Origin of the sequence: Alteromonas sp. 07-89-2, from assembly GCF_013113925.1 — a bacterium.
Classification (GTDB): Bacteria; Pseudomonadota; Gammaproteobacteria; order Enterobacterales; family Alteromonadaceae; genus Alteromonas; species Alteromonas macleodii.
The window spans coordinates 1-23608 of record NZ_VTYM01000025.1; the positions used below are offsets into that span (position 1 = coordinate 1).

The window sequence follows — 23608 nt, forward strand, 5'->3', positions numbered from 1 at the left end:
AGGTCTGGCAAGCTTCCTAGCTTCATTCTGGGAATTTGAAAGGGAACAGCCATTCCTGCATTCCCACGCTTTGCTAGGAAACTTGCCAGCGCCTTCTGAGTGGGTAATGATCTATGCGGATTGGTATTACATCCACAGCGGCAGCTGTTTAGTTGGCTTAGCCCCTTGTCGTAACGGCCTGAAATAATCTTTATTTTGATAAAACTTCGCATCCTGCGGTGAATGCCATAAAGGCACGCCTAACAAAGGAAGGGGCTTTAAGAGCGGTGTGATCTGAAAAGCATCGAGTGCTGAAATTCGGGCTGACACTGCATCGTCGAGTACGGCGCGTTGTTGCCATTTATCGAGCTCACTAAATCCTTGAGGCACTGAAACCGCGAGCCACTTTCCAGTAAGCCCAATAAACGGGTTCAGCATCATTTCTAAATTCGCATGCCCAAATACATAGGGCGTTACTTCAGCATGCCAACGCTCTCGATTTGCTAGAAATACCTGTTCCCATTCATGGGTGGCCAGTTGCTGTAAGAAAGCTTCTAGCGATTCAACGCCACTTGGTCTGGGCTCTTCTATCGCCAGCACCACGCCACACTCATCAAAGTGGGTAATCCGATTGCGACGTGCGGTGCGAGGGTTTACGCCGTACGCCTCGATATCGCTTATATGCAGTTCATTTAATAAGGATTTTGTTTTGGGAAATTGCAGCCAAATTAGTGCATTAAACAAATCGTGCCAGCTTTGCTCTCTGGTAGGGACAACCCCATCTTCACTAATAATCGTTTCATAGTAACGCTGTTCATCTTCTGAAAACTGACTCTGTCCTTTAAATACAGGCCCCGTCCATTGCTTGTGATATCTAGATGTAAGTTCATTAAGCACATCAGGAGATGGAAACTTACTATGACTCATTAAACCGAGTTCATCTAAAAGAATGGTTACAGGATAACTTGCGTGTTTTTTTAAGTAGTCTTTACAGAAAGGGATTGAGTCTGATTGCATATCAACTATTGGTTCGCTCTGGGGTTTTCTCTATACTGAGCAAGTATTGTAGAGCAAACAGAGACTAACAATGAAAAAAATGTTTTTGCCATTGCTTGTACCTACCCTTCTGGGCGTAAGTGCTTGCACACCTAACAACGACAGCGCGTCACAAGATCAGTCTGCGAAAAAAGAGATGCCTGTGGCGTCTAACTTTGACAGTGTTTACAACAATATTTCAGACGCCGATATTCGCGAGCCATTAAAGGTACTGTCTTCAGATGAGTTTGAGGGCCGTTTACCGACGACTGAAGGCGAAAAGAAAACCATTGAATACTTGGTTAGTGAATTTACCAAAGCGGGGCTTAAACCGGGAAATGGCGATAGCTTTTTACAAAAAGTAGCCCTTATGGAAATTACGGCTGACCCAGATATGACCATGACTATTGGCGACAACAACTTCACATATAAAGAGCAAATGGTTGCCTCTTCCAAGCGTGAACAGAACTCAGTGTCGCTCGAAAATTCAGAATTAGTCTTCGTTGGCTATGGTGTGAATGCACCAGAGTACGACTGGAACGACTACGAAGGGTTAGATGTTGAAGGCAAAACAGTCGTCATGCTAATTAATGACCCAGGATTTGAAAATCCAGAAAGTGGTAAGTTTCAAGGCACAACGATGACCTACTACGGTCGTTGGAGTTACAAATATGAAGAAGCGAGCCGTCAGGGCGCTGCTGGCGCCATTATTGTTCACGAAACTGCCCCTGCCTCTTACGGCTGGTCAGTTGTAGCTAACAGCTGGAGTGGTCCGCAGTACGGCCTAGTAAGTGCCGACAAAGGAGCAAGTCGTGTGGCTGTTGAAGGTTGGTTAACGTTAGATGCAGCGAAAAAAGTGTTTGCTGATGCAGGGCTCGACTTTGACCAAGAGAAAGCAAACGCCATGCAAGGTCCTTACAGCAAAGCAATGGATATCAAAGCATCGGTTACGGTTAACAACACCTTCAAAAAGTCGGAGAGCAACAACATTATCGCGACTCTGCCGGGCGCAGAGTTTCCTGATGAGCATATTATCTACACGGCACATTGGGATCATTTAGGTAAAGATGAGAGCAAAGAAGGCGACCAAATCTATAATGGCGCTCATGATAATGCCACGGGCACTGCGGCTATTCTAGCCATGGCCAAAGCATACTCAGAGTTGACGCCTGCACCAAAACGCTCGGTATCATTTTTAGTAGTAACTGCTGAAGAGCAAGGGCTGTTAGGCAGTAAATATTATGCAAGCAATCCTGTTATTCCGATTGAAAATACGGTTGCTAATATCAACATGGACGCAATGAACGTATTAGGTAAGACCAAAAACGTTGCCGTTGTAGGCATGGGTAAGTCAGAAATGGAAGACTATCTTGAAGCCGCTGCAGCTAAGCAAGGCCGTACACTGACTCAAGAAGACAGACCAGAAGCTGGGTATTACTACCGCTCAGATCACTTCAGCTTTGCCAAGCAAGGTGTTCCAGCACTGTACGCTGAAGGCGGAAATGAACCAGCAGATGAAGAGACAGCCAAATACAGAAAACGTATGAATGTCATTGTTACGGGCTGCTATCACCAAGTGTGCGATCAGTATCGTGAGGATTGGGATTTAAGCGGTATCGTACAAGACACGCAAATGCTGTTTGATGTGGGTGTAGGTGTTGCAAATGCAGAGGCTTGGCCGAAGTGGAATGAAGCAAGCGAGTTCCAGCGCCAAAACTAAAACACTTTGACGTAAAAACGCAAAGAAGGCCGCGTCTTCTTTATCGTTAATAAAGGGTTTCTTCGTGAAACCCTTTTTTATTGAGCCACATTAATTTACTACCCTCTACATTTGAAGTCACTTCCCTCTATATTAAGCACTGATTTATACATCAAGGTGACACAACAAAGAGTACGGACATTTAAAACTCGCCCTTCGGGAAGGTCTGGCAAGCTTCCTAGCTTCATTCTGGGAATTTGAAAGGGAACAACCATTCCTGCATTTCCACGCTTTGCTAGGAAACTTGCCAGCGCCTTCTGAGTGGGCACTTATCTTTGCGGATTGGTACAAGCTTACCTTTGCATGGAATTAGGATAAAAATGTTAATAAACGGCTATTTTGGGATAAATGGAATAAGAATTTCCATTTTCTCATCATAATGTACTTGCAATTTCCTGTCAGACTGGCACATTCAGGAGCACGCGAATAAGAATAACAACAAACCATCGCCCACTCGTACGCGAGTACCGACAGAAAAAACTTCTATTATTTTTTTCAACAAGTGAACAGAGAGAATCCGTTATATGTGTGGTATTTTCGGTATCCTTGATATCAAAACCGATGTGTCTGAACTCAGAACCCAAGCCCTCGATTTATCAAAACTTTTGCGCCACCGTGGCCCTGACTGGTCGGGTATCTGGAATAATGACAATACCATTCTTTGTCACGAAAGATTGGCGATTGTCGATGTTGATACAGGGGCGCAGCCTCTTATCAGCCAAAACGATAAACAAATTCTTGCCGTTAACGGCGAGATTTACAACCACAAGCAACTTGCTGCTAATCTAGATGAGCCGTACCCATTTAAAACCCGTTCTGATTGCGAAGTTATTCTTCCGCTTTTTCAGCAGAAAGGCATCGACTTTATCGATGAACTAGAGGGTATGTTTGCGTTCATTCTATACGATGAAGAACAAGACGCTTACCTTATTGCCCGCGACCATATTGGTATTATTCCGCTTTATACCGGTTACGATGAACACGGTAACTTCTATGTTTCATCTGAAATGAAAGCGTTAGCAGGCGTATGTAAGACAATCAGTGAGTTCCCTCCTGGCCACTATCTGTGGAGCAAAGAAGGTAAAATCACCAAGTACTACAAACGCGACTGGATGGAATACGACAACGTAAAAGACAACACCAGCAACCTAGAAGAGCTACGTGTAGCATTCGAGAAAGCTGTGAAGTCACACATGATGTCTGACGTTCCATACGCTGTACTTCTATCGGGTGGTCTTGACTCTTCACTGGTTTCAGCTGTCGCTGCGCAGTACGTTGCAAAGCGCGTTGAAGACGAAGACAAGACAGATGCATGGTGGCCTCGCCTGCACAGTTTTGCTGTAGGTCTTGAAGGAGCACCGGATCTCAAGGCAGCGAAGAAAGTGGCCGACATGATTGGCACCGTACACCATGAAATTCACTTTACTATTCAAGAAGGTTTAGATGCCATCCGTGATGTTATCTATCACTTGGAAACCTACGATACAACAACGATCCGCGCCGCTACTCCAATGTACTTAATGACACGCAAGATTAAAGCGATGGGCATTAAAATGGTGCTATCGGGTGAAGGTTCTGATGAAATTTTTGGTGGTTACCTGTATTTCCATAAAGCGCCAAACGCCAAAGAATTCCACGAAGAAACGGTACGTAAACTTGATCGTCTACATATGTTTGACTGTGCGCGTGCTAACAAAGCCACATCAGCATGGGGTGTAGAAGCTCGTGTGCCATTCTTAGACAAGAACTTCATTGACGTAGCTATGCGTTTAAACCCACAAGACAAAATGTGTCTAGATGGAAAAATGGAGAAATGGATCCTTCGTAAAGCGTTTGATAACGGCGAAACCCTTCCAGCAGAAGTGCTGTGGCGTCAAAAAGAGCAGTTTGGTGATGGTGTAGGTTATTCGTGGATTGATTCAATTCGCGATTTCGTTGAAAACGAAGTGACTGATCAGCAACTTGCAACAGCGGAATTCCGCTTCCCAGTTAACACACCAGACACCAAAGAAGGCTACTACTACCGCACTATTTTCGAGAGCTACTTTCCTCAAGAAAGTGCGGCGCGCTGTGTGCCAGGCGGTAAATCTATTGCGTGTAGTACAGCAGAAGCACTTGAGTGGGATGAGAGCTTTAAAAACAACGCAGATCCTTCTGGACGTTCGATGAAAGGCGTCCACGCAGGCGAGTCTTAATAGACAATCGTACAAGTAGATCTAACATTTAAAAAAACGCGGTCTAAGCCGCGTTTTTTATTGTCTATTTATTCTTTTAAAGCTTCTGTTTTTGGTTTATACCATAAAGCAGAATTAGTAAGAGGGGTCTCAATGGGTAATAATGGATTTTCGAGAGTGAAAATCTTACGCTCATTAACCCCTAAAGACGCTAAGATTGGGGCGTACGTAGATTCAAATAACGCATCAAAAGACCCATCTTCAATGGCTCTGTTAAGGCCTGTTTCAATAAGATTCGCTAACGTCTTGTTACTTGAACTTACAAAGTAATACATAGCGGTGGGGTAATACAGCGCCATTGAAGGCTCAAGGTAAAGGTTGTTACGACGACCTTCCTCCTCCAGCTCTGCGTCCACTTCCATAACAGAACGAGGAAAGAAGTCCCCTTTACCTTGTTTAATCATGTCATACGCTTCGCGAAACTCAGGCACAGTAAACACGTTAAACCCGTTGGCTTGAAGAATTTTGGTGTCCGGCCATTCTTCACCCTGAATGGGTATAAGTTTACGCATGTCGGTCAGCGATAATACATCGTCAAACTTCGTCTTTTTATTTTCGTTAATAACGAAAACACGAAGACCTATAAGCCCTTTTGCGATTGGAATACGAATGGGGGTCAGTTCCTTCTCGCGCTGGCTGTCCGTCATACTCCATACTACGTTGACTTCTCGGTTTTCGCGTAGCTGACGCATCGCTTTGCCCGTCAGTAATATACGATCAGAAGGGCGTAGCTCATAATTTACGCCGGTTTTATCGAGCGCAAGTTTAAGCAGTGCTATCGGATATTGAGCACGGGCATCTGAGTCGTCAATCGGACGCGGATAAGTGATTGTCCAAGTAGCGGCCTCAACCATTGGTGCAGCAGTAAAAGAACATAAAGCGACGGCCGCTATTACGGCTTTTTTTAGCAGATTAAAGCTATGCATCTTCTTTCTGTCCTTTGTTAATTTGATTACTTAAGCGCAAGACATGTTTGCCATAAAGCCGGCGCGTTTCAAACACTTATTCAATACCAATGTATTTATGTGTTTGTAAAGATAGCCGCCAGTTACGTTCAATACAAGTACGCACTGCAAGTTCTGTGGCTCTCTTTTGCTGGCTAATTGGTTGTAAACAAACCTGTTTTCCGTCTAATGAAGATACACTAGCAAGCAGCGCATCAAGCTCGTCTATATGTTTTTGCATTGCAATGGGGTGCTTGATTTCATTCGCTCTTTCAAGCGCACTTACTAAGACGTCATATCCGCCTTTCATGTTTATTTTAGGAGAAACCGTCACATACGTACGCGTGTCACAAAGTACCTCAAAAGTACCGCTGGTCTCTATTTGTGTTGTGTATCCGTTGTTGTGAAGTAGGCTCGTCAGAGGACGTAGGTCGTACATACATGGCTCACCGCCGGTAATAACCACATGCTTTGCCACATAGCCTTGTTTCCCAAACTCAGCCAGCAAAGCCTCCTCACTGGAGATGAAATAGGTTTCAGACTCTTCGCCTTTTGTGATCACAGTTTGTGGCGACACACTCAAGTCAGGCTTAATTTCCCATGTATGTTTCGTATCACACCATGGACAGCCCACAGGACAGCCTTGTAAACGAACAAAGATAGAGGGAATACCAGTATGAGCACCTTCACCCTGGATAGTTTCAAACATCTCATTGATGTTTAATGTGGACATTGCAGACAATTTGACACCCTTTAACGATTGTATGTTGGGATTTTACCAAGGATCACATAAAATTCGGGCATAATTTCTTAAATCTTCGAAAAACTATGTCAGAAAACGTTGTTGTTATCTATTCAGGAGGCATGGACTCCTTCACAGTGCTGCATAAAGCGCTAAAAGCAGGCAAAAAAGTTCATGCACTGAGCTTTAACTACGGACAACGCCACAAGAAAGAACTCGATTATGCTGCCAACGTGTGTAACTCGCTTAACGTTCCCCACAAAATTGTAGATATTAGCGCCATAAATACGCTCATAGGGGGTTCAGCGTTAACCTCAGATATCGAAGTTCCAGAAGGCCACTATGAAGAGCCAAGCATGAAACAAACCGTGGTGCCCAATCGCAACATGATTTTGTTATCGCTGGCAGTTGGCTACGCGGTCAGTTTAGACGCTAACGAAGTATACTATGGCGCTCACTCTGGCGATCATGCCATTTACCCAGACTGCCGCCCTGAGTTTGTTCATAAAATGAATGATGTGTGCGGCATTGCGAATTATACACCGGTTACGATAATGACGCCTTATATCGACGACAGCAAAACCGCTATCTTGACCGATGGTCTGTCAATGGGACTGGATTACGGCCAAACGTGGACCTGTTATAACGGCAGAGAAAAAGCATGCGGAAAATGCGGTGCGTGCGAAGAGCGCTTAGAGGCGTTCAAGGAAAATAACGCCGTCGATCCTCTAGAATACGAATAGCGTAAGCTGAAATAAAAACACCTCTTATTGTTTAAAAGCGCTTTAATCCAAGCATTTTTAAACAATAAGAGGTGTGATCGCAGGTGCTTGCTGCTACTACTTTTGACTCTCTGAAATGAAGTAGCTCAATTCTTTAATACAGTGGCGTAATACTGGGTTTAATCGCGTATTTTTTCCATTCATCACAAACAGTTCGTGACTAAATTTAAATAAGCTCCCTTTTGCAATAGGTACAAGCCCAAGTGCGGCGCCCTGCTCTTTCGCCATATAGTCTGGCAGCAAACCAACATACTCGCCGGTCATAATCGCAGACATCGCTGCATCAAATGAGTCTGAGAAAGTTTGAATCGATAATCTGGTTTCATCTTCAATGTAGTTTGCCGACGACAATCCGGAAATACCAATGGCAGGATAATCACCAATTTTTACGCCTTCTGGTAAATCAGTATCACGATACTTTGCCAGAGGGTGTGTAGGCGCACAGTACAATCGCCCTTCAGTTTTGATGCCGACAGGATGAAAAGTTACTGATTCCGGTTTGACCATGTCATAGGTTGAAACAACGAGGTGGCACTCACCAGATAGAGCGACATGCTCAACTTCATTGTATAAACGAGTTTGGATATTAACGTGAATATCGTCAAACTTCTTCATTGTGCTTTTAACCGCTTTACTTACGGCCAAGTGCATAGAAAGTGGAAGACCAGCCATTAAGACCAAAGTGATATGACCAGAATAGTCATCATGTAGCGATTTCAGATTGAAGACAAAGTTGTCGAAGGCATTAAAGATGCGTTTGGTTTCTTGGAAAACCACCTCACCCTCTTTTGTCATTTGAAAGCCACCACGACCGCGATGACATAACACCAAATCTAAACGTTCTTCCAGTTTTTTGATGGCTGCACTGATGTTGGGTCGTTGCATACGCAACACGGGTTCTGCCGCAGTAAATCCGTTGCAGCTCGCTACAGCGTAAAACACACGCAGTAGCTTTATATCTGACTCCTGAAGACGATTAAGCATATTAGCACCTGTTTATAGGTATAGTTATCGATACTCAACTTAGAACTATATTCAACTAATTGTGCTATTACAACGACATTTTGCGGCTTTTCATCTCATTTTTTATTAAAAATTTGAGTTTTGTGCTACCAAAAAACTGACGTCAAGTCGTATTGTCCACAGGAAAAAAGGGGGATTTTCTTACACCAAAAGGAAAAGTGCTGTAGTGAGTTATCCGGTTTTATACGGAAAGAACCCACATACAGCCTTTGCTAGCGGGACACATCGCCATTTTTAAGAGAGTGTAACAACCTGCTTTCGAAGTGCTTCAATATCGTCACGCAATGATGCTGCTTTTTCAAACTCAAGCTCACGCGCATATTCAAACATCTGCTTTTCAAGCTCCGTGATTTGGTCCATTAATTCAGTAGCACTTGCTGTTTTCTGTTGCTTCTTCTTCTCTTCAACTTTGCGCAGTCTGACTTTTCCAGACGCAGGGTGCGCGCTGTCGCCTAAGTCCATAATATCGGTAATAGGCTTGTTAAGTCGCATCGGCGTTATACCATTTGCCTCATTATGCGCCATTTGCTTCTCACGACGGCGTTCAGTCTCGTCCATCGCTTTTTTCATCGACTTGGTAATACTGTCAGCGTACAAAATAGCTTTACCATTCACGTGACGCGCGGCTCTACCAATAGTCTGGATTAACGAACGTTCAGCGCGCAAAAAGCCTTCTTTGTCGGCATCTAAAATCGCCACCAGCGACACTTCCGGCATATCTAGACCTTCACGTAACAGGTTAATACCAACCAACACGTCGAATTTACCCAGTCGCAAGTCTCGGATTATTTCAATTCGCTCTACTGTATCGATATCCGAATGCAGATAACGAACTTTAACGCCGTGCTCATTTAAATACTCGCTTAAATCTTCAGCCATACGCTTGGTTAAGGTAGTAATAAGCACACGTTCGTCAAGCTCGACCCGTTTTTGTATTTCAGACAGGACATCATCAACCTGAGTGGCTACAGGACGTACTTCAATAACAGGGTCTAGCAGGCCCGTTGGACGCACAACCTGCTCTACTATCTCACCGTCAGTTTTCTTTAATTCATAATCGCCTGGCGTCGCAGAAACATAGATGGTTTGGGGGCAAATCTGTTCAAACTCTTCAAACTTAAGCGGACGATTGTCCAACGCCGACGGCAGCCTGAAACCAAACTCCACCAAGGTCTCTTTTCTAGAGCGATCCCCGCGATACATTGCCCCTACTTGAGAGACCGTTACGTGAGACTCATCGATAAACATTAGGCCATCTGCTGGAAAATAGTCCAATAAGGTTGGAGGTGGTTCGCCCGGAGCTCTTCCTGAAAGATAGCGAGAGTAATTCTCGATTCCGGAACAATAGCCAAGCTCCATCATCATTTCGATATCGAACTGGGTGCGCTGTGAAATACGCTGCTCTTCTATCAGCTTATTCGCCTCTTGAAGTTGCTTTTTACGATCGCCAAGTTCTTCCTTGATATGCTCAATAGCATTGAGGATTTTCTCTCGAGGGGTTACATAGTGCGTTTTAGGAAAAACCGTTGCTCGAATAACTGACTTATCGACAGCCCCGGTTAGCGGGTCGAACAGACTAATTTTATCTATCTCATCGTCAAAAAGCTCGACCCTTACGGCTTGCTTTTCAGAGTCCGCAGGGAAGATATCTATAACATCGCCTCGCACACGAAACGTACCCCTTTCAAACGCTAAATCGTTACGCTTGTACTGCAGTTCTGCAAGGCGACGTAAAATGTCACGTTGGTCCATGGTGTCGCCCTGGCGAAGATGCAATAGCATCTTCATGTAAGATTCAGGGTCCCCCAAACCATAAATAGCCGACACACTCGCTACAATGACCACGTCTCTGCGCTCCATCAACGCTTTAGTGGCGGACAGTCGCATTTGTTCAATATGATCATTGATTGACGCGTCTTTCTCAATAAAGGTATCTGTACTTGGAACGTAGGCTTCTGGCTGATAATAATCGTAATATGAAACGAAGTACTCTACGGCGTTATTGGGGAAGAATTCTTTCATCTCACCGTAAAGCTGAGCCGCTAAGGTTTTGTTGTGTGCAAGAATAAGCGTTGGTCTCTGCACTTCTTTAATGACATTAGCCATGGTAAAGGTTTTACCCGACCCCGTAACACCAAGCAGTGTTTGGCCGGCCAAGCCACTTTCTAGACCATCCACCAAAGCTTCTATTGCTTTTGGCTGGTCGCCTGCTGGCTTGTATTTAGAATGAAGCTCAAACCCTCTACTCATTTACTTAACCTTTTCTTTAGCTTACTGCTTAACATCTTGCTTGCGGTCAAACTACTCAACATTAAAAACGCACAGCCCTAAATAACCGCTCTGGTATTAGCTGTGCTCAGACGTTTCTTTATCTAATTCAAACTGAGTAATCGCACGTTTGAAAACAACAAATGAAACACACGCCATTGCAATATTGGCAATGACCGTTCCAGCAAATAACCCTTTCAGTTCAAATAGAAAACTACCCGCAACGCTGATAGGTACGAAGAAAACAAATAAGCGGATGACACTTAACGTTAATGCCGTCATTGGGCGATGCATGGCATTCAACGATGAGTTAGTCAGAATGATAATGCCTTGCATGCCATAACCCAGCGGCACAATCATAAGAAACAGCTGTATTAGCACGCTTACCTCTGCTTCATTAGCAAAGGCGACGGCTATCCAGCTAGATAGTCCCCACATGACAAGAAAAATGGCGAACTGCCAAACCAGAACAAATTTCAATGTAAGCGAATATGCCGTTTTTACCCGTTCTACTTGGCCTGCTCCAACGTTTTGACTGATAAATGGAGGCAGTGTCATGGAAAGTGCTAGCACAACAATACTTGCAATAGACTCCATTCTATTTCCCACTCCCCACGCTGCAACCGCTTCGGCGCCGTAACCAGCAACTACAGCTGTCATCACGCCACCGGCAACAGGGGTAAGCATATTTGCACCCGCCGCAGGTAGTCCTATTTTGAGAATTTCACGGCTGCTATCACGCAGCTCGGCAAGTGTCAGCAGTCGAGGCAACATCAACTTTCGACGAACGGCTAAAATATAAAGAATCCATAATGCACCAACTATCCACGCTATAAAGGTAGCGAGTGCCGCACCTTTTATTCCCATTGCCGGAATGGGCCCAAGTCCGAAAATGAAAATAGGATCAAGCAACGCGTTTAATCCGCCGCCTGCCGCCATTACAATACTGGGTGTGCGGGTATCGCCACACGCTCGCAGCACACTATTGCCAACCATCGGCATGGCAAGAAAGATGCTCGACAAGTACCATAGCCCCATATAGTCAGATATGTACGGCATTAGATTGTCTGTTGCATTAAGCAACTTAAACACAGGCTCTATGGTGAAAAAGCCAATTGCAGCTAGTGCACCCACAAGCAAAACGGAAAGCATTAATGAACCCGTCGCATAATGTTGAGACTTGGTTATTTCTTTACTGCCCTGTAACTTGCCTATAATTGCAGAGGTACCAATACCTAAGCCTATGTTTAGGCTTATTACGGTAAAAGTAACGGGAAAGGTAAAACTAATAGCGGCTAAAGGGTCGGTGCCCAACAAGCTCACAAAAAAGGTATCGATAAGTCCAAAGCTCATCATCATTACCATTCCCAGTATCATGGGAATAGTCATACGCTTTAACGTAGTACCTATATTTCCTTCCAATAAGTCGGAAGTACGTTGTTTAGCGTTACTTTTTATCACTTGAGCTCCGGCAAACTAAAATCCCCTCATCAATTGCGCGTTAGTGTAAAAGAGTGAACACTATTTAGCTATGCGTATTCGACAAACAAAACAAAGCATAAGAGGGTTGTATGAAAAGCGATGTTTTTGACAAAAGTACGTGCGATGAACCATTTCGCTGGCTACGCCACAAAACTACGAGTTTTTTGTAAAAATAAATCAAAACACGTGCGTATGTGTTCATTACAGTTTAATTTCTATCCTGTTTCACTTTTGATATGCAGGCAAAACGTCTCGGGCGCATCTAGCTATCTAAATAGAGCGTTTAAAAGACACACAAAAATGTTAACAAAATGTAAGGCATTGAGAATTAAGATGGATTTCATTGAATAGCATTTAGGCATTCGTTGAATTAACACACAAGCTACTTTTTGTTCAACCGATCTATTTCGATCGAGAAACAAGATCAAAAAAAACACCCTAACCCTCTGTATTAAAAAGCTTATCCACTCAATAACGCCATAACTTGAGTAGATCAATACGTACGCGATCTCGTAAATAACTACAGCGATTCTAAGCTATCAACATAGTTATCCACAGATTTAGTGGATAACTAACGCCAGACCATATTCGGCGGGATTTCGTGCTCGATTAATTTCTCAGCACGTAAGTGGTGACTAACCTTTTAATCCTCAGGTACAGGTTACAGATTTATGAAAGCCTGTACATAATACCAGTATGGAAGCGCTTTTTTATTCTATTTAGTTATATACTTTAACTTTAGTGAGATATATAAGAAAACGAGATGGGTAAAACTATCAATTACTAAAACAACCTCTTGTTCATAAGCAATGAGGGAATAATGTGCAGTTATTAACCATCACTTTCTCAGCATTGACGACAAAATGAACACAAAAGCCGTAAAAAGCTATTTTTTGCGCAGTCAGCACAAATATTTCATTTATGTTGTTGACAGTTCCTAAGTACGTCTTTAATATTCGCCTCCGTTGAAGCACAGGTCCCCCTTAGCTCAGTTGGTTAGAGCGACGGACTGTTAATCCGCAGGTCCCCCGTTCGAGTCGGGGAGGGGGAGCCAACTTCAGCAAACAACTCAGGTGTCGATTCCCCCTTAGCTCAGTTGGTTAGAGCGACGGACTGTTAATCCGCAGGTCCCCCGTTCGAGTCGGGGAGGGGGAGCCACTTAGTTGGCTCTTAATCGCCTCACCCACTTCATTCTATTTTAATTCCTAAAACAACGCGTTTAGACATTAAATAACCCTAATTCAATCAAGTTGTTAAACCCGTTCTAAAAAGGGATAATAGACCTAATCTGTTTTTCTTTTTAATTCACGGGCATTGTCCGTCAAAATTCCTCGAAGGAATTGCGTTATTCATGACTGAATTTTTACTGCTATTGATTGGTACAGTACTGGTTAACAATTTTGTGTTGGTTAAGTTTCTCGGCTTATGCCCGTTTATGGGTGTGTCTGGCAAACTTGAAACTGCCATGGGCATGTCTATGGCCACCACATTTGTACTCACCCTTGCCTCTGCATCGAGCTACCTAGTGGAAACCTATTTACTTGCTCCACTGGGCATCGGTTACCTTAGAACGCTTGCCTTTATTCTTGTTATCGCTGTGGTGGTTCAGTTCACAGAAATGGTCGTGCACAAAACCAGCCCTACCTTATATAGATTGTTAGGTATTTTCCTTCCTCTTATCACAACCAACTGTGCAGTGCTTGGTGTAGCGCTATTAAACCTTACTGAACAGCATAATTTCATGCAGAGTCTTATTTATGGTTTCGGCGCTGCTGTGGGGTTCTCTCTTGTACTGGTGTTATTTGCGGCCATGCGTGAGCGTTTAGCTGCTGCTGATGTACCTGTATCTTTTAAAGGTGCCTCAATCGCTATGATAACTGCTGGTCTCATGTCCCTGGCATTTATGGGCTTTAGTGGACTGGTGAAAGTGTAATGACGATATCTACCGCAATTATATTCGCCGTTGTTGCCATTGGCGTCCTTGCGCTTATTTTTGGCTTGGTTCTGGGCTACGCGAGTATTCGCTTTAAAGTTGAGGGCGACCCGCTTGTTGAGCAAATAGATGCCGTACTACCACAAACTCAGTGTGGCCAATGCGGATATCCAGGCTGCAAGCCTTATGCTGAGGCAATTGCTGAAGGTGATGATATTAATAAGTGCCCACCTGGTGGCGAGGCAACGATTAAAAAACTTGCAGACTTGATGGGAGTTGAACCTAAACCCCTTGATGCAGCTCATGGTGACGAAGACGTAAAAAAAGTTGCCTTTATTCGCGAAGACGAATGTATCGGCTGTACCAAATGTATTCAGGCCTGCCCTGTCGATGCCATTTTAGGTGCCGCCAAACACATGCACACGGTTATTACTGATGAATGTACAGGGTGCGACCTATGTGTAGATCCCTGCCCTGTCGACTGTATCGACATGGTGCCAATTGCTCAAACAACCTCTACATGGAAGTGGGATTTTGAATCATCGCCTAAAGGTGATATCCCCATCAAAATGGTGTCGTAATTGTGATGTATCCAAGTTTTGATTCAATTATAGAAACCCTTGAAGCGGGAAAGATGTACTCATTTCCAGGTGGCGTACATCCCGACGATAAGAAATCTCTATCTAATACATCAGTAATAAAGAAACCGTCGCTACCCGAATTATTGATTGTTCCTTTAAGGCAGCACATTGGCTCGGACGGTATCTGCTGCGTAGAAGTTGGCGATACCGTATTGAAAGGCCAAATTCTTTCGCAAAGCTCATTGCCTTTTTCTGTGCCAGTTCATGCGCCAACCTCGGGCGAGGTTGTTGCGATTGCTCCGCATGTTGTAGCGCACCCTAGCGGCCTAACAGAAATGTGTATTTCGATACGTCCTGACGGTAAAGACACATGGTGCGACCTATCTCCAATAGCAAACTATAGCGACATAGATAAGAACAAGCTTATAGAAGCTATTTGCCAAGCAGGCATTTCAGGAATGGGTGGTGCCGGCTTCCCTACCCATATAAAAACCTCAACGTCTAAACCTGTTGAGTTTCTTATTTTAAATGGGATTGAGTGCGAGCCTTACATTACTTCTGATGATCGATTGATGCGTGAGCACGCCTGGCAAATACGCCAGGGTCTAGACATTCTAACTCACCTTATTGGGCCGAAGGCCATTGTAGTTGCGGTTGAAGACAACAAGCCAGAGGCTTTCGAAGCACTTAATATTGCCTGTCAGGACAAGAAAGACTATCGCGTTGTTAGCGTTGAGACTAAATACCCTGCCGGCGGCGAAAAACAGCTGATTCAGGTACTGACTGGGCGAGAAGTCCCAAGAAATGGATTGCCTGCCGACGTAGGCGTGATGATGTTCAATGTGGGTACCTGCTATGCCATTGCAGATGCTATTTTACACGGCAAGCCACTAATTGAACGGGTTGTTACCGTAACTGGTGAAGCCGTTGAATCACCAAGCAATTTTAGAGCGTTGTTGGGTACGCCCGTCTCTCATCTATTGGATGAAGCAAACTACAACCCGAAAAAACAGAAAACACCTAAAGTGATTATGGGCGGGCCTATGATGGGCTTTACCTTATCAGACGCTACGATCCCCGTGGTTAAAACCACAAACTGTTTGCTGGTTCCTGCAAAAAAAGAGCTGGTAGACGACAATGCAGAGCGCCCCTGTATTCGCTGTAGCGCATGCGCCGACGCATGCCCTGCGTCATTGCTTCCCCAACAAATGTTTTGGCACGCTAAAGCAAAAGAATACGATAAAGCCGAAGAATACGACCTTTTCGACTGTATAGAGTGCGGCGCATGTGCTTACGTTTGCCCCAGTGAAATCCCCTTGGTGCATTACTACCGCCAGGCTAAGTCCGAAATACGCATTCAGCGTGATGAAAAAAACAAGGCAGAGAAGGCTAAACAGCGTTTTGAAGCACGTAAAGAACGTTTAGAGCGCGAAAAACTTGAGCGCGAAGAAAAACATAGAAAAGCAAAAGAAGCACGATTAGCTGCCAACAAAGCCAAAGAAGAAAATGCTGTAGCCGATAATGCGAATAGCGTTGTTGATGCTGGCGCAACTGAGGCCAAGGACAAAGTAGCGGCGGCGCTTGCGCGTGCGAAAGCAAAGAAAGCGGCTATGCAGGCCAACGCGAAGGATGAAAGTAATACAACAAATACCAACAAACCAAGCGCTGCGGCAGACGATAAAAAAGCACAAGTAGCGGCAGCTATTGCCAGAGCAAAGGCGAAAAAAGCCGCACAAGCCCAGAACGAAGCTCAAGTTGAAAGCGCGGATAAGCAAGTTGAGCAAGCGTCATCGCCAGAAGATGATAAAAAGGCAAAGGTTGCTGCAGCAATCGCCAGAGCAAAAGCGAAAAAAGCCGCGCAAGCTCAAAACGAAACGCAAGATGAAAGCGCTGTCGAACCCTCAACCACAGAACAGCCAAGTAACCAGTTATCATCACCAGAAGATGAGAAAAAAGCTAAAGTTGCTGCCGCTATCGCTAGAGCAAAAGCAAAAAAGGCCGCGCAAGCCAGCCAGTCTGAAGCATCTTCAGCAGAAAAACCTGCGGGCTCTCAAGACGAAAAGCATACCGAACTTTCCGATACTGAAGCTAATTCAGAGCTAAACGCTGAAGCGCAGAAAAAAGCGCGTATTGCCGCGGCAATCGCTAAAGCTAAAGCGCAAAAAGCTGCTAAAAATAGCGAAGACGGGCAGCCTGAAAAGTCAGTTTCAGGGCAAGGTGCGCCAACTCAATTAGATGAGCAACCAGACAGTCACTCCAAAGAACAGCTAGATGAAAAGCAGGCTAGGATCGCAGCGGCGGTAGCGAAAGCGAAAGCTAAAAAGGCCGCTTCGCAAAAAACGCAAGCATCTAGCCCTGATGGCGAGGCTGGTATTGAGAATCAAGACGTTAACTCGCCAGAAGAAGCCAGTTTTCAAAGCGTCAGCGAACAAAACAATAATGCTCAGGGTGATAGCGCATCAGATTCAGCTAACAACTTGAGCGAAGCGGATGAAAAAAAAGCGCGCATTGCTGCTGCGGTGGCGAAAGCGAAAGCCAAAAAAGCGGCTAAGCAGGAAGAACATCAAGGAAGCGAGCAAACTGATGCTAACGACGCTGCCTCGACAAATGAAGCTGACGAGAAAAAGGCGCGCATTGCTGCCGCAGTGGCAAAGGCTAAAGCAAAGAAACTTGCTCAAGACAGTAATGGCAATTTAGCGACCTCATCAAATACTGCTGAACAGGAAAATAGTAAAACAAATGAGCAGAGCGAATCGTCTAGCCGTGTAGGTCAAGCAACAAGTACGCAAGCTCCTTCTCAACCAACGGCACAAGATGAAAAGAAAGCGCGCATTGCAGCTGCAGTAGCAAAGGCTAAAGCAAAAAAAGCATCAGCTGAACAAGAGAAAGAATCATAATGAAGTTAAGTTTATCGAGTTCACCACACCAACGGGTTAAACGCGATACTGGCCAAGTCATGCGTATGGTTATTTATGCCATGCTCCCTGGCATGATTGCACAATCCTTCTTTTTTGGCTGGGGAATGCTCATTCAAGCCATTATTGCAGTAGTGAGTGCACTGGTCATTGAAGGCGTGATTTTATTTTTAAGAAATCGCCCCATCGAGCGCACATTAACAGATTACAGCGCAGTATTAACCGGCTTACTCATCGCAATTAGTATTCCTCCTACCCTACCTTGGTGGATGACGGTAACGGGTGTTTTCTTCGCTATTGCGGTGGCTAAACAGGTTTACGGCGGGCTTGGCTTTAATATTTTCAACCCTGCCATGATAGCGTATGTGGTGCTGCTTATTTCATTCCCTGCGGCTATGAGCCTATGGCTGCCTCCTGCGACTCACGCTGGCATTACGCCAAGTTTCTTTGATTCGGTATCACTCATATTTACTGGTTTTACTACTAGCGGATACGATGTCACTCAACTCAAAACCATTGCCGATGGTGTAACCATGGCTACACCGTTAGACACATTGAAAACCGACCTAACGCAAGGCGTAACATACTCAGAGTCATTAGCGAAGCCAATCTTCGATGGCGGCATATTCGAAGCTGCTGGTGCTGGATGGGGAATGGTGAGTCTTGCATACCTACTTGGTGGCCTCTACCTTTGGAAGACCCGCGTTATCAGCTGGCATATCCCGGGAGGTATGCTGCTAAGCGTGTTTGTTTGTGCATCACTGCTTCATTTAGCAAACGCCGATTACTACGCTTCACCGCTATTTCACCTGTTTAACGGTGCAGTAATGGTAGGCGCCTTCTTTATCGCCACCGACCCGGTTTCAGCGTCAACAACACCAAGAGGCCGCATTATATTTGGTGCAGCGATTGGCTTTTGGGTGGTAATAATCCGTACCTTTGGTGGTTACCCTGATGCGGTAGCGTTTGCGGTTATTATTATGAATATGGCGGTGCCTTTGATTGATTACTATACCCGTCCTCGCGTGTACGGCAAAAACGTTAAAGGTCGAGGTAAACACTAATGATGAAAGAAAGCTTGGCCAAAAACGGCCTTATGTTAGGTGCGTTTGCCGTTGTTACCACAGCATTAATAGCACTCACTTTTTTTGGTACCCAAGATAAAATTGAGCAACAAAAGCAGCAAAAGCTGCTAAGCGTACTTAATGAAGTCGTGCCTAGCGAATTCCACGACAATGCCCTTTACGCCAACTGCACAGAGGTCAATGCACCTGAACTTGGCAACAAAAAAGCCCACAAAATATATCGTGCGACATTAAACGGCCAACCTAGCGCATTAGTGTTAGAAGCTACGGCCCCAGATGGATACAGCGGCGATATCGATATCGTTGTTGGTGTAAAAGTGGATGCACCAGTTAGTAGAAACACACAAAGCAGCTCGAGTACTGACTCGCTCGACGGTGAGAGCGAAAACCTCAATATCACCGCGTTAGCGCTCTCGGAGTTGGCCGAGCTTGACTCAACACCTCAGAGCCCATCAGAGCAAGACGAGAATGCGTACGATATTTATGCGCCCAACACCAATAGAATAAGTATGAGGGTGCTTGGCGTGCGCGTTATCGAACACAAAGAAACCCCTGGGCTTGGCGATAAAATAGAGCTTGCCGTTAGCAACTGGATAACGACGTTCAGTGACAAGCCTTTTTCACCCGACAATTTGGCGCCTTGGCAGGTCAAAAAGGACGGTGGTGAGTTCGATCAGTTCACTGGCGCTACCATCACGCCGAGAGCAGTAGTAAGGGCAGTACGCGAAGCCTTGCTTTATGCACAGGCCAACCAATCTGCACTTTTCAACGCTCCTAACACCTGCGCAATTACAGATTCCGTTGAAACAATTGATGCGATTAACGTGAATGAGGCTCAACCTCATAGTGTAGAGGAGCTATAACGTGACTGATTTTCGCGACCTGTCTTTACAAGGGCTTTGGAAGAACAATCCTGCGCTGGTACAACTGTTAGGTTTGTGCCCGCTATTGGCCGTTACCGCGACGTTTATCAATGGTCTCGGGTTAGGCCTTGCTACCATGTTGGTACTCATTGGCAGTAACGTTACCGTTTCACTCGTTCGTAATGTGGTAAGAAACGAAATCCGCATTCCCGTTTTTGTGATGATCATTGCTGCGTTCGTTACCATTGTTCAGCTATTAATGAATGCATACACCTATGACCTTTACTTAGCGCTAGGTATTTTCATTCCGCTGATTGTAACTAACTGCGCCATCATAGGCCGCGCAGAAGCCTTTGCGTCGAAAAATGGGCCGCTCGCCTCTGCCTACGACGGACTCATGATGGGACTGGGTTTTACCGCGGTGCTGGTCATTTTAGGTGGTATGCGCGAGATATTGGGTGCAGGTACATTGCTAGCAGGGGCAGACAGACTGTTTGGCCCAATTGCTGAGAACTGGACCATAACGCTTTTCAACACTGAAAATCCGTTTTTGCTTGCGATACTGCCGCCTGGTGCCTTTTTAGGCATGGGTCTTCTTATTGCTATCAAAAACAGTATTGATGCAAAGTTAGCCGCTAAGCAAACATCGCCTACAGTGAAGGCTGAACGGGTACGCGTTACAGCTGAAAGCTAAACGCTAAAAATCAAAAACAAAAAAGTATTTAGAAATGAATGATGTAGTTAAGCCGGCCAAGCCACTTTCTAAGCAGGAAAAAGTAAAAGAAATCATGCGAATACTGGATGACCTTTATCCAGAAATTCCTATCTTTTTAGATCATAAAGACCCATATACGTTACTCATTGCGGTTCTCCTATCGGCACAATGTACAGACGAGCGCGTTAACCAAATTACGCCGAAGCTCTTTGCTCGGGCAGATAATCCGTACGACATGGTATTGATGAGTATTGAAGAAATTCAAGACATTATCCGTCCTTGTGGTTTATCTCCCATGAAGTCCAAAGGCATTTGGCATTTGTCTGATATGATCATCAAGCAGCACAACGGTGAAGTGCCTGCAAACTTTGAAGCGCTGGAAGCCATGCCCGCAGTGGGTCACAAGACTGCCGCTGTGGTTATGTCTCAAGGCTTTGGCATTCCTGCTTTTCCCGTAGATACTCATATCCACCGATTAATGTATCGCTGGGGTTTGTCGAACGGAAAGAGTGTTGAGCAGACAGAGCGTGACGCAAAACGCTTGTTCCCAAAAGAAAGGTGGAACGATTTGCATCTGCAAATCATCCTTTATGGCAGAGAATACTGCCCTGCCCGCGGTTTCGACTTAAACAAGTGTGTTATCACACGCGAGTTCGGCAGAAAGAGTTTTATTAACGAAGTACTGAAAGAACAAGAGAAAAAGCAAAAGTTGGCGCTTAAGAAGAAGCGTAAATAGAGCTTCAGTAAGAAACATAATATACGCAACTTCTATTGAAAAGGAGTCTTTGGACTCCTTTTTTCAAATCAAATAAAGCTAATCCTGAGGGCTAAACTGGCGAAAAGCGAAAGCTTTTGAAGAGTCTTCTGCTGCTATGACAATTCCCTTTCTCTCATTAATTGAGTTTTGGAACTCAAAAGGAAACGCGCCATAGGCAAGAAGTCCCTCATACTCGAAGTCATCAAAGCAAACATCTGCTTTGACCGTTATATTGAAAAGTGCGCTCATTCCACTGATAGGTTCGACGGCGCCTGAGTATGAACACCCATTAGAATCTGAACCACTGATTATACCGTCTGCATCAATAGCGAATGAGCGAGTGTAAGAACCCTCTGCCCGAGAGGTAGAATAATTGCCCGCTATATCAGTAAGAGAAACATCCTCGCTAGAGCCGACCTTGTCAGCAGAAAAACCTAAAATACGACCAGATACTGTTGCAGAGCCTTCTAGTGAATCTTCTGTTGCAGTAGCCTGCATTGATCCATGCCTTGTCATATTCGCTCCTGGATACAACATCGTATCTTCTGACGAAAAGACATTCTCGCTTACAGAGCCATGAGCAATTAGCGTGTCGCGAGACGCCTCAGAAAACATTGTGGCCTTACCTTCAGGTGAGACTGCGATTAAGACCATTTCTTGCCCGCCTTCAACCGTTGTCGCTTGCCCAAACCATATACCTAGCACTGAATCCGGTCTTACAATACTGTCGTTATCATTTGAGCTACTACCACCGCACCCCGCAAGTAGAACCGCACATGCGATTGCACTGACGCCAGAACTGTTTTTGATAAATTCTAACAGTGTTGACGTTTTACTCTTGCAATGAGAATAAGGAGATATGTTCATATTTACTTTCCTTGTAGTCTTAATTCCTTTTTTAAAAGGTAACATTAATCCCGACACGCTAGTAGAGAGATTTTGCGACTAACACACGACTTACGCTTGTGGTTTGCCTCGAAAGGGACAATCAAATTGGCTATGATGGATGGGTTAGAGTTTTGCTCGCGCAAATAAAAAAAGAAATATAAAAATAAATCCATGGAGAACATATGTCTCGATTGAATACTATAGCTAGAAGGCTAGCGTTTGGAGCATTAGTAAGTGCATGCAGTTTTGGTGTTTTTGCAGAAACTTCCCCCATTACTGACGAGCAAAAGAAAAATGCGGAAGCATTAATTCAAAAAGCCCTGAAAAGTGATTTAGGCTATAGCATTGTTGAATCACTAACCACTGAGATTGGCCCTCGCCTGGGCGGCTCTGAAGCAGAAAAACGAGCTAGAGATTGGGGCGTGGTGGTAGGAGAGCGTCTAGGTTTTGATAAAGTCAGCATAGAAGAATTTACTATGCCATTTTGGGATAGAGGCCACCTACACATTTCACTCACGGCGCCTTATGCCCAACCGCTTTACGGCACAGCCCTTGGCGGCGCAGCGCCTTCTGAAAGCGAGATCAATGCAGACATCGTTTATTTCAGAGACATTCACGCGCTAACCGCAGTTAAAGATGGTGCCCTTAAGGGCAAAATTGCATTTGTAGACGGCGACGCCATGGTTAAAAGCCAAACAGGTGCAGGCTATGGTCAAGCGAACCAACGTCGCCGAATTGGTTGGCAACATGCTCAACGCGGCGGCGCTGAAGCGCTGGTCGTGCGCTCAGTAGGTTCAGACTCTCATCGTTTCCCTCACTCAGGCATGATGAGCTCAGACGGCGATAATTGGGCAGATATCCCCGTAGTCGCTATCTCAAACCCTGACGCAGACCATTTACGACGTCTACATAACTTAGGTAAACCGCTGTCATTGTCGCTTCACTCTGAATCGAAATGGAAAGGCGAAGTAAACAGCGGCAACGTAATACTGGATTTAGTGGGCAGTGAGAAGCCCGAAGAGATTATCCTTGTTGGCGGCCACCTAGACAGCTGGGATTTAGGAACGGGTGCAGTTGATGACGGCGCGGGCATTGCTATTACCACGGCAGCTGCTGCGTTAATTGCTTCTTTACCAGAGCGCCCAAAACGCACCATTCGTGTGGTCATGTTTGGCGCTGAAGAAGTGGGCCTATTAGGCGCCTTTGCTTACGCTAAACAGCATGAAAAGAACCTTGAAAATCACGTTCTGGCCACAGAGTCTGACTTTGGTGCGCAAACTATCTGGCAAGTAGTGTCAAATGTGAATCCCGAAGCGACTGTGCTAGTCGATGAAATCGCGAAGATTTTATCACCGCTAGGTATAGTGCGTGGCGGGTCAGACATTGCTGGCGGCGGCCCTGACATTATTCCGCTAGTAGCGAAAGGCGTACCAACGATTAGGTTAAATCAAAACGGTAGAGATTACTTTGATCTTCACCATACGCCAGATGATACCTTAGACAAAATTGACCCCGATGAGCTTGCGCAAAACATTGCAGCCTACGCAGCAAGTATATATTTGTTAGCCGATTCGGACGTTGACTTAAAAGCTAAACAGTAGTTACACGCTAGTAATCATCAAA

Annotated in this window: 18 protein-coding genes and 2 tRNA genes; 13 read left to right on the forward strand and 7 right to left on the reverse strand. The window is 45.0% G+C overall.

From position 1 onward, the window contains the following. Positions 1–126: 126 nt before the first annotated feature. Complete coding sequence (locus F0261_RS15680) at positions 127–996, reverse strand: DUF3025 domain-containing protein (RefSeq protein ID WP_014978704.1); 870 nt, start codon at positions 994–996, stop codon at positions 127–129. Between the two features lie 70 nt (positions 997–1066). On the opposite strand from F0261_RS15680, the gene F0261_RS15685 reads away from it, so the two are divergent. Both F0261_RS15685 and asnB read left to right on the forward strand, forming a co-directional pair. Continuing rightward, a complete protein-coding gene (locus F0261_RS15685; protein WP_171338415.1) occupies positions 1067–2734 on the forward strand; it encodes a M28 family metallopeptidase in 1668 nt (555 codons plus the stop codon). 563 nt (positions 2735–3297) lie between these two features. Further along, positions 3298–4968 carry an asparagine synthase B gene (asnB, locus tag F0261_RS15690; protein ID WP_014948790.1) on the forward strand — a complete coding sequence of 557 codons (1671 nt, stop codon included), beginning with the start codon at positions 3298–3300 and terminating at the stop codon, positions 4966–4968. A gap of 68 nt (positions 4969–5036) precedes the next feature. Here asnB and F0261_RS15695 read toward each other — a convergent pair whose 3' ends face one another. Beyond that, positions 5037–5933, reverse strand: a complete 897-nt coding sequence (locus tag F0261_RS15695; protein WP_171338416.1) for an amino acid ABC transporter substrate-binding protein — start codon at positions 5931–5933, stop codon at positions 5037–5039. A gap of 76 nt (positions 5934–6009) precedes the next feature. Beyond that, positions 6010–6684 (reverse strand): 7-carboxy-7-deazaguanine synthase QueE, encoded by a 675-nt coding sequence (gene queE, locus F0261_RS15700; RefSeq protein ID WP_171338433.1) that lies wholly within the window; start codon positions 6682–6684, stop codon positions 6010–6012. Between the two features lie 95 nt (positions 6685–6779). Here queE and queC point away from each other — a divergent pair, with 95 nt between their 5' ends. After that, positions 6780–7436 (forward strand): 7-cyano-7-deazaguanine synthase QueC, encoded by a 657-nt coding sequence (queC, locus tag F0261_RS15705; RefSeq protein ID WP_014975995.1) that lies wholly within the window; start codon positions 6780–6782, stop codon positions 7434–7436. 96 nt (positions 7437–7532) lie between these two features. On the opposite strand, the gene F0261_RS15710 is transcribed toward queC, so the two are convergent. The 3 genes from F0261_RS15710 to F0261_RS15720 form a co-directional block, all read right to left on the reverse strand. Further along, on the reverse strand, positions 7533–8459 hold the full coding sequence (locus tag F0261_RS15710; protein ID WP_014948786.1) for a LysR family transcriptional regulator: 927 nt from the start codon (positions 8457–8459) through the stop codon (positions 7533–7535). Positions 8460–8732: 273 nt separating this feature from the next. Further along, positions 8733–10748: an excinuclease ABC subunit UvrB gene (gene uvrB, locus F0261_RS15715; protein ID WP_014948785.1), complete on the reverse strand. Its 2016-nt coding sequence runs from the start codon at positions 10746–10748 to the stop codon at positions 8733–8735. 96 nt (positions 10749–10844) lie between these two features. After that, a complete protein-coding gene (locus tag F0261_RS15720) occupies positions 10845–12143 on the reverse strand; it encodes an MATE family efflux transporter (protein ID WP_207198421.1) in 1299 nt (432 codons plus the stop codon). 1082 nt (positions 12144–13225) lie between these two features. Between F0261_RS15720 and F0261_RS15725 the strand changes: the two genes are divergently transcribed. The 9 genes from F0261_RS15725 (at position 13226) to nth (ending at position 21076) form a co-directional block, all read left to right on the forward strand. Then, positions 13226–13302, forward strand: a tRNA-Asn gene (locus tag F0261_RS15725). Positions 13303–13329: 27 nt separating this feature from the next. Next, positions 13330–13406 (forward strand) — tRNA-Asn (locus F0261_RS15730). Positions 13407–13599: 193 nt separating this feature from the next. Further along, complete coding sequence (gene rsxA, locus F0261_RS15735) at positions 13600–14181, forward strand: electron transport complex subunit RsxA (RefSeq protein ID WP_014975993.1); 582 nt, start codon at positions 13600–13602, stop codon at positions 14179–14181. After that, positions 14181–14762, forward strand: a complete 582-nt coding sequence (gene rsxB, locus F0261_RS15740) for an electron transport complex subunit RsxB (protein WP_171338417.1) — start codon at positions 14181–14183, stop codon at positions 14760–14762. The genes rsxA and rsxB overlap by 1 nt, the downstream gene beginning before the upstream one ends. A 5-nt stretch (positions 14763–14767) precedes the next feature. Then, positions 14768–17659, forward strand: a complete 2892-nt coding sequence (rsxC, locus tag F0261_RS15745) for an electron transport complex subunit RsxC (protein ID WP_171338434.1) — start codon at positions 14768–14770, stop codon at positions 17657–17659. Then, complete coding sequence (gene rsxD / locus F0261_RS15750; protein WP_014948782.1) at positions 17659–18741, forward strand: electron transport complex subunit RsxD; 1083 nt, start codon at positions 17659–17661, stop codon at positions 18739–18741. The genes rsxC and rsxD overlap by 1 nt, the downstream gene beginning before the upstream one ends. Next, positions 18741–19625: an RnfABCDGE type electron transport complex subunit G gene (locus tag F0261_RS15755; RefSeq protein ID WP_014978698.1), complete on the forward strand. Its 885-nt coding sequence runs from the start codon at positions 18741–18743 to the stop codon at positions 19623–19625. The genes rsxD and F0261_RS15755 overlap by 1 nt, the downstream gene beginning before the upstream one ends. Position 19626: 1 nt before the next feature. Further along, positions 19627–20319 carry an electron transport complex subunit E gene (locus tag F0261_RS15760; protein ID WP_014978697.1) on the forward strand — a complete coding sequence of 231 codons (693 nt, stop codon included), beginning with the start codon at positions 19627–19629 and terminating at the stop codon, positions 20317–20319. Positions 20320–20353: 34 nt separating this feature from the next. Continuing rightward, entirely contained in the window at positions 20354–21076 is a 723-nt protein-coding gene (gene nth / locus F0261_RS15765; RefSeq protein ID WP_014975990.1) for an endonuclease III, read from the forward strand. 78 nt (positions 21077–21154) lie between these two features. On the opposite strand, the gene F0261_RS15770 is transcribed toward nth, so the two are convergent. After that, positions 21155–21964, reverse strand: coding sequence for a hypothetical protein (locus tag F0261_RS15770; RefSeq protein WP_014978696.1), 810 nt, complete (start codon positions 21962–21964; stop codon positions 21155–21157). 203 nt (positions 21965–22167) lie between these two features. On the opposite strand from F0261_RS15770, the gene F0261_RS15775 reads away from it, so the two are divergent. Next, positions 22168–23586, forward strand: coding sequence for a M20/M25/M40 family metallo-hydrolase (locus tag F0261_RS15775; RefSeq protein ID WP_171338418.1), 1419 nt, complete (start codon positions 22168–22170; stop codon positions 23584–23586). The last annotated feature ends 22 nt before the right edge of the window (positions 23587–23608 follow it).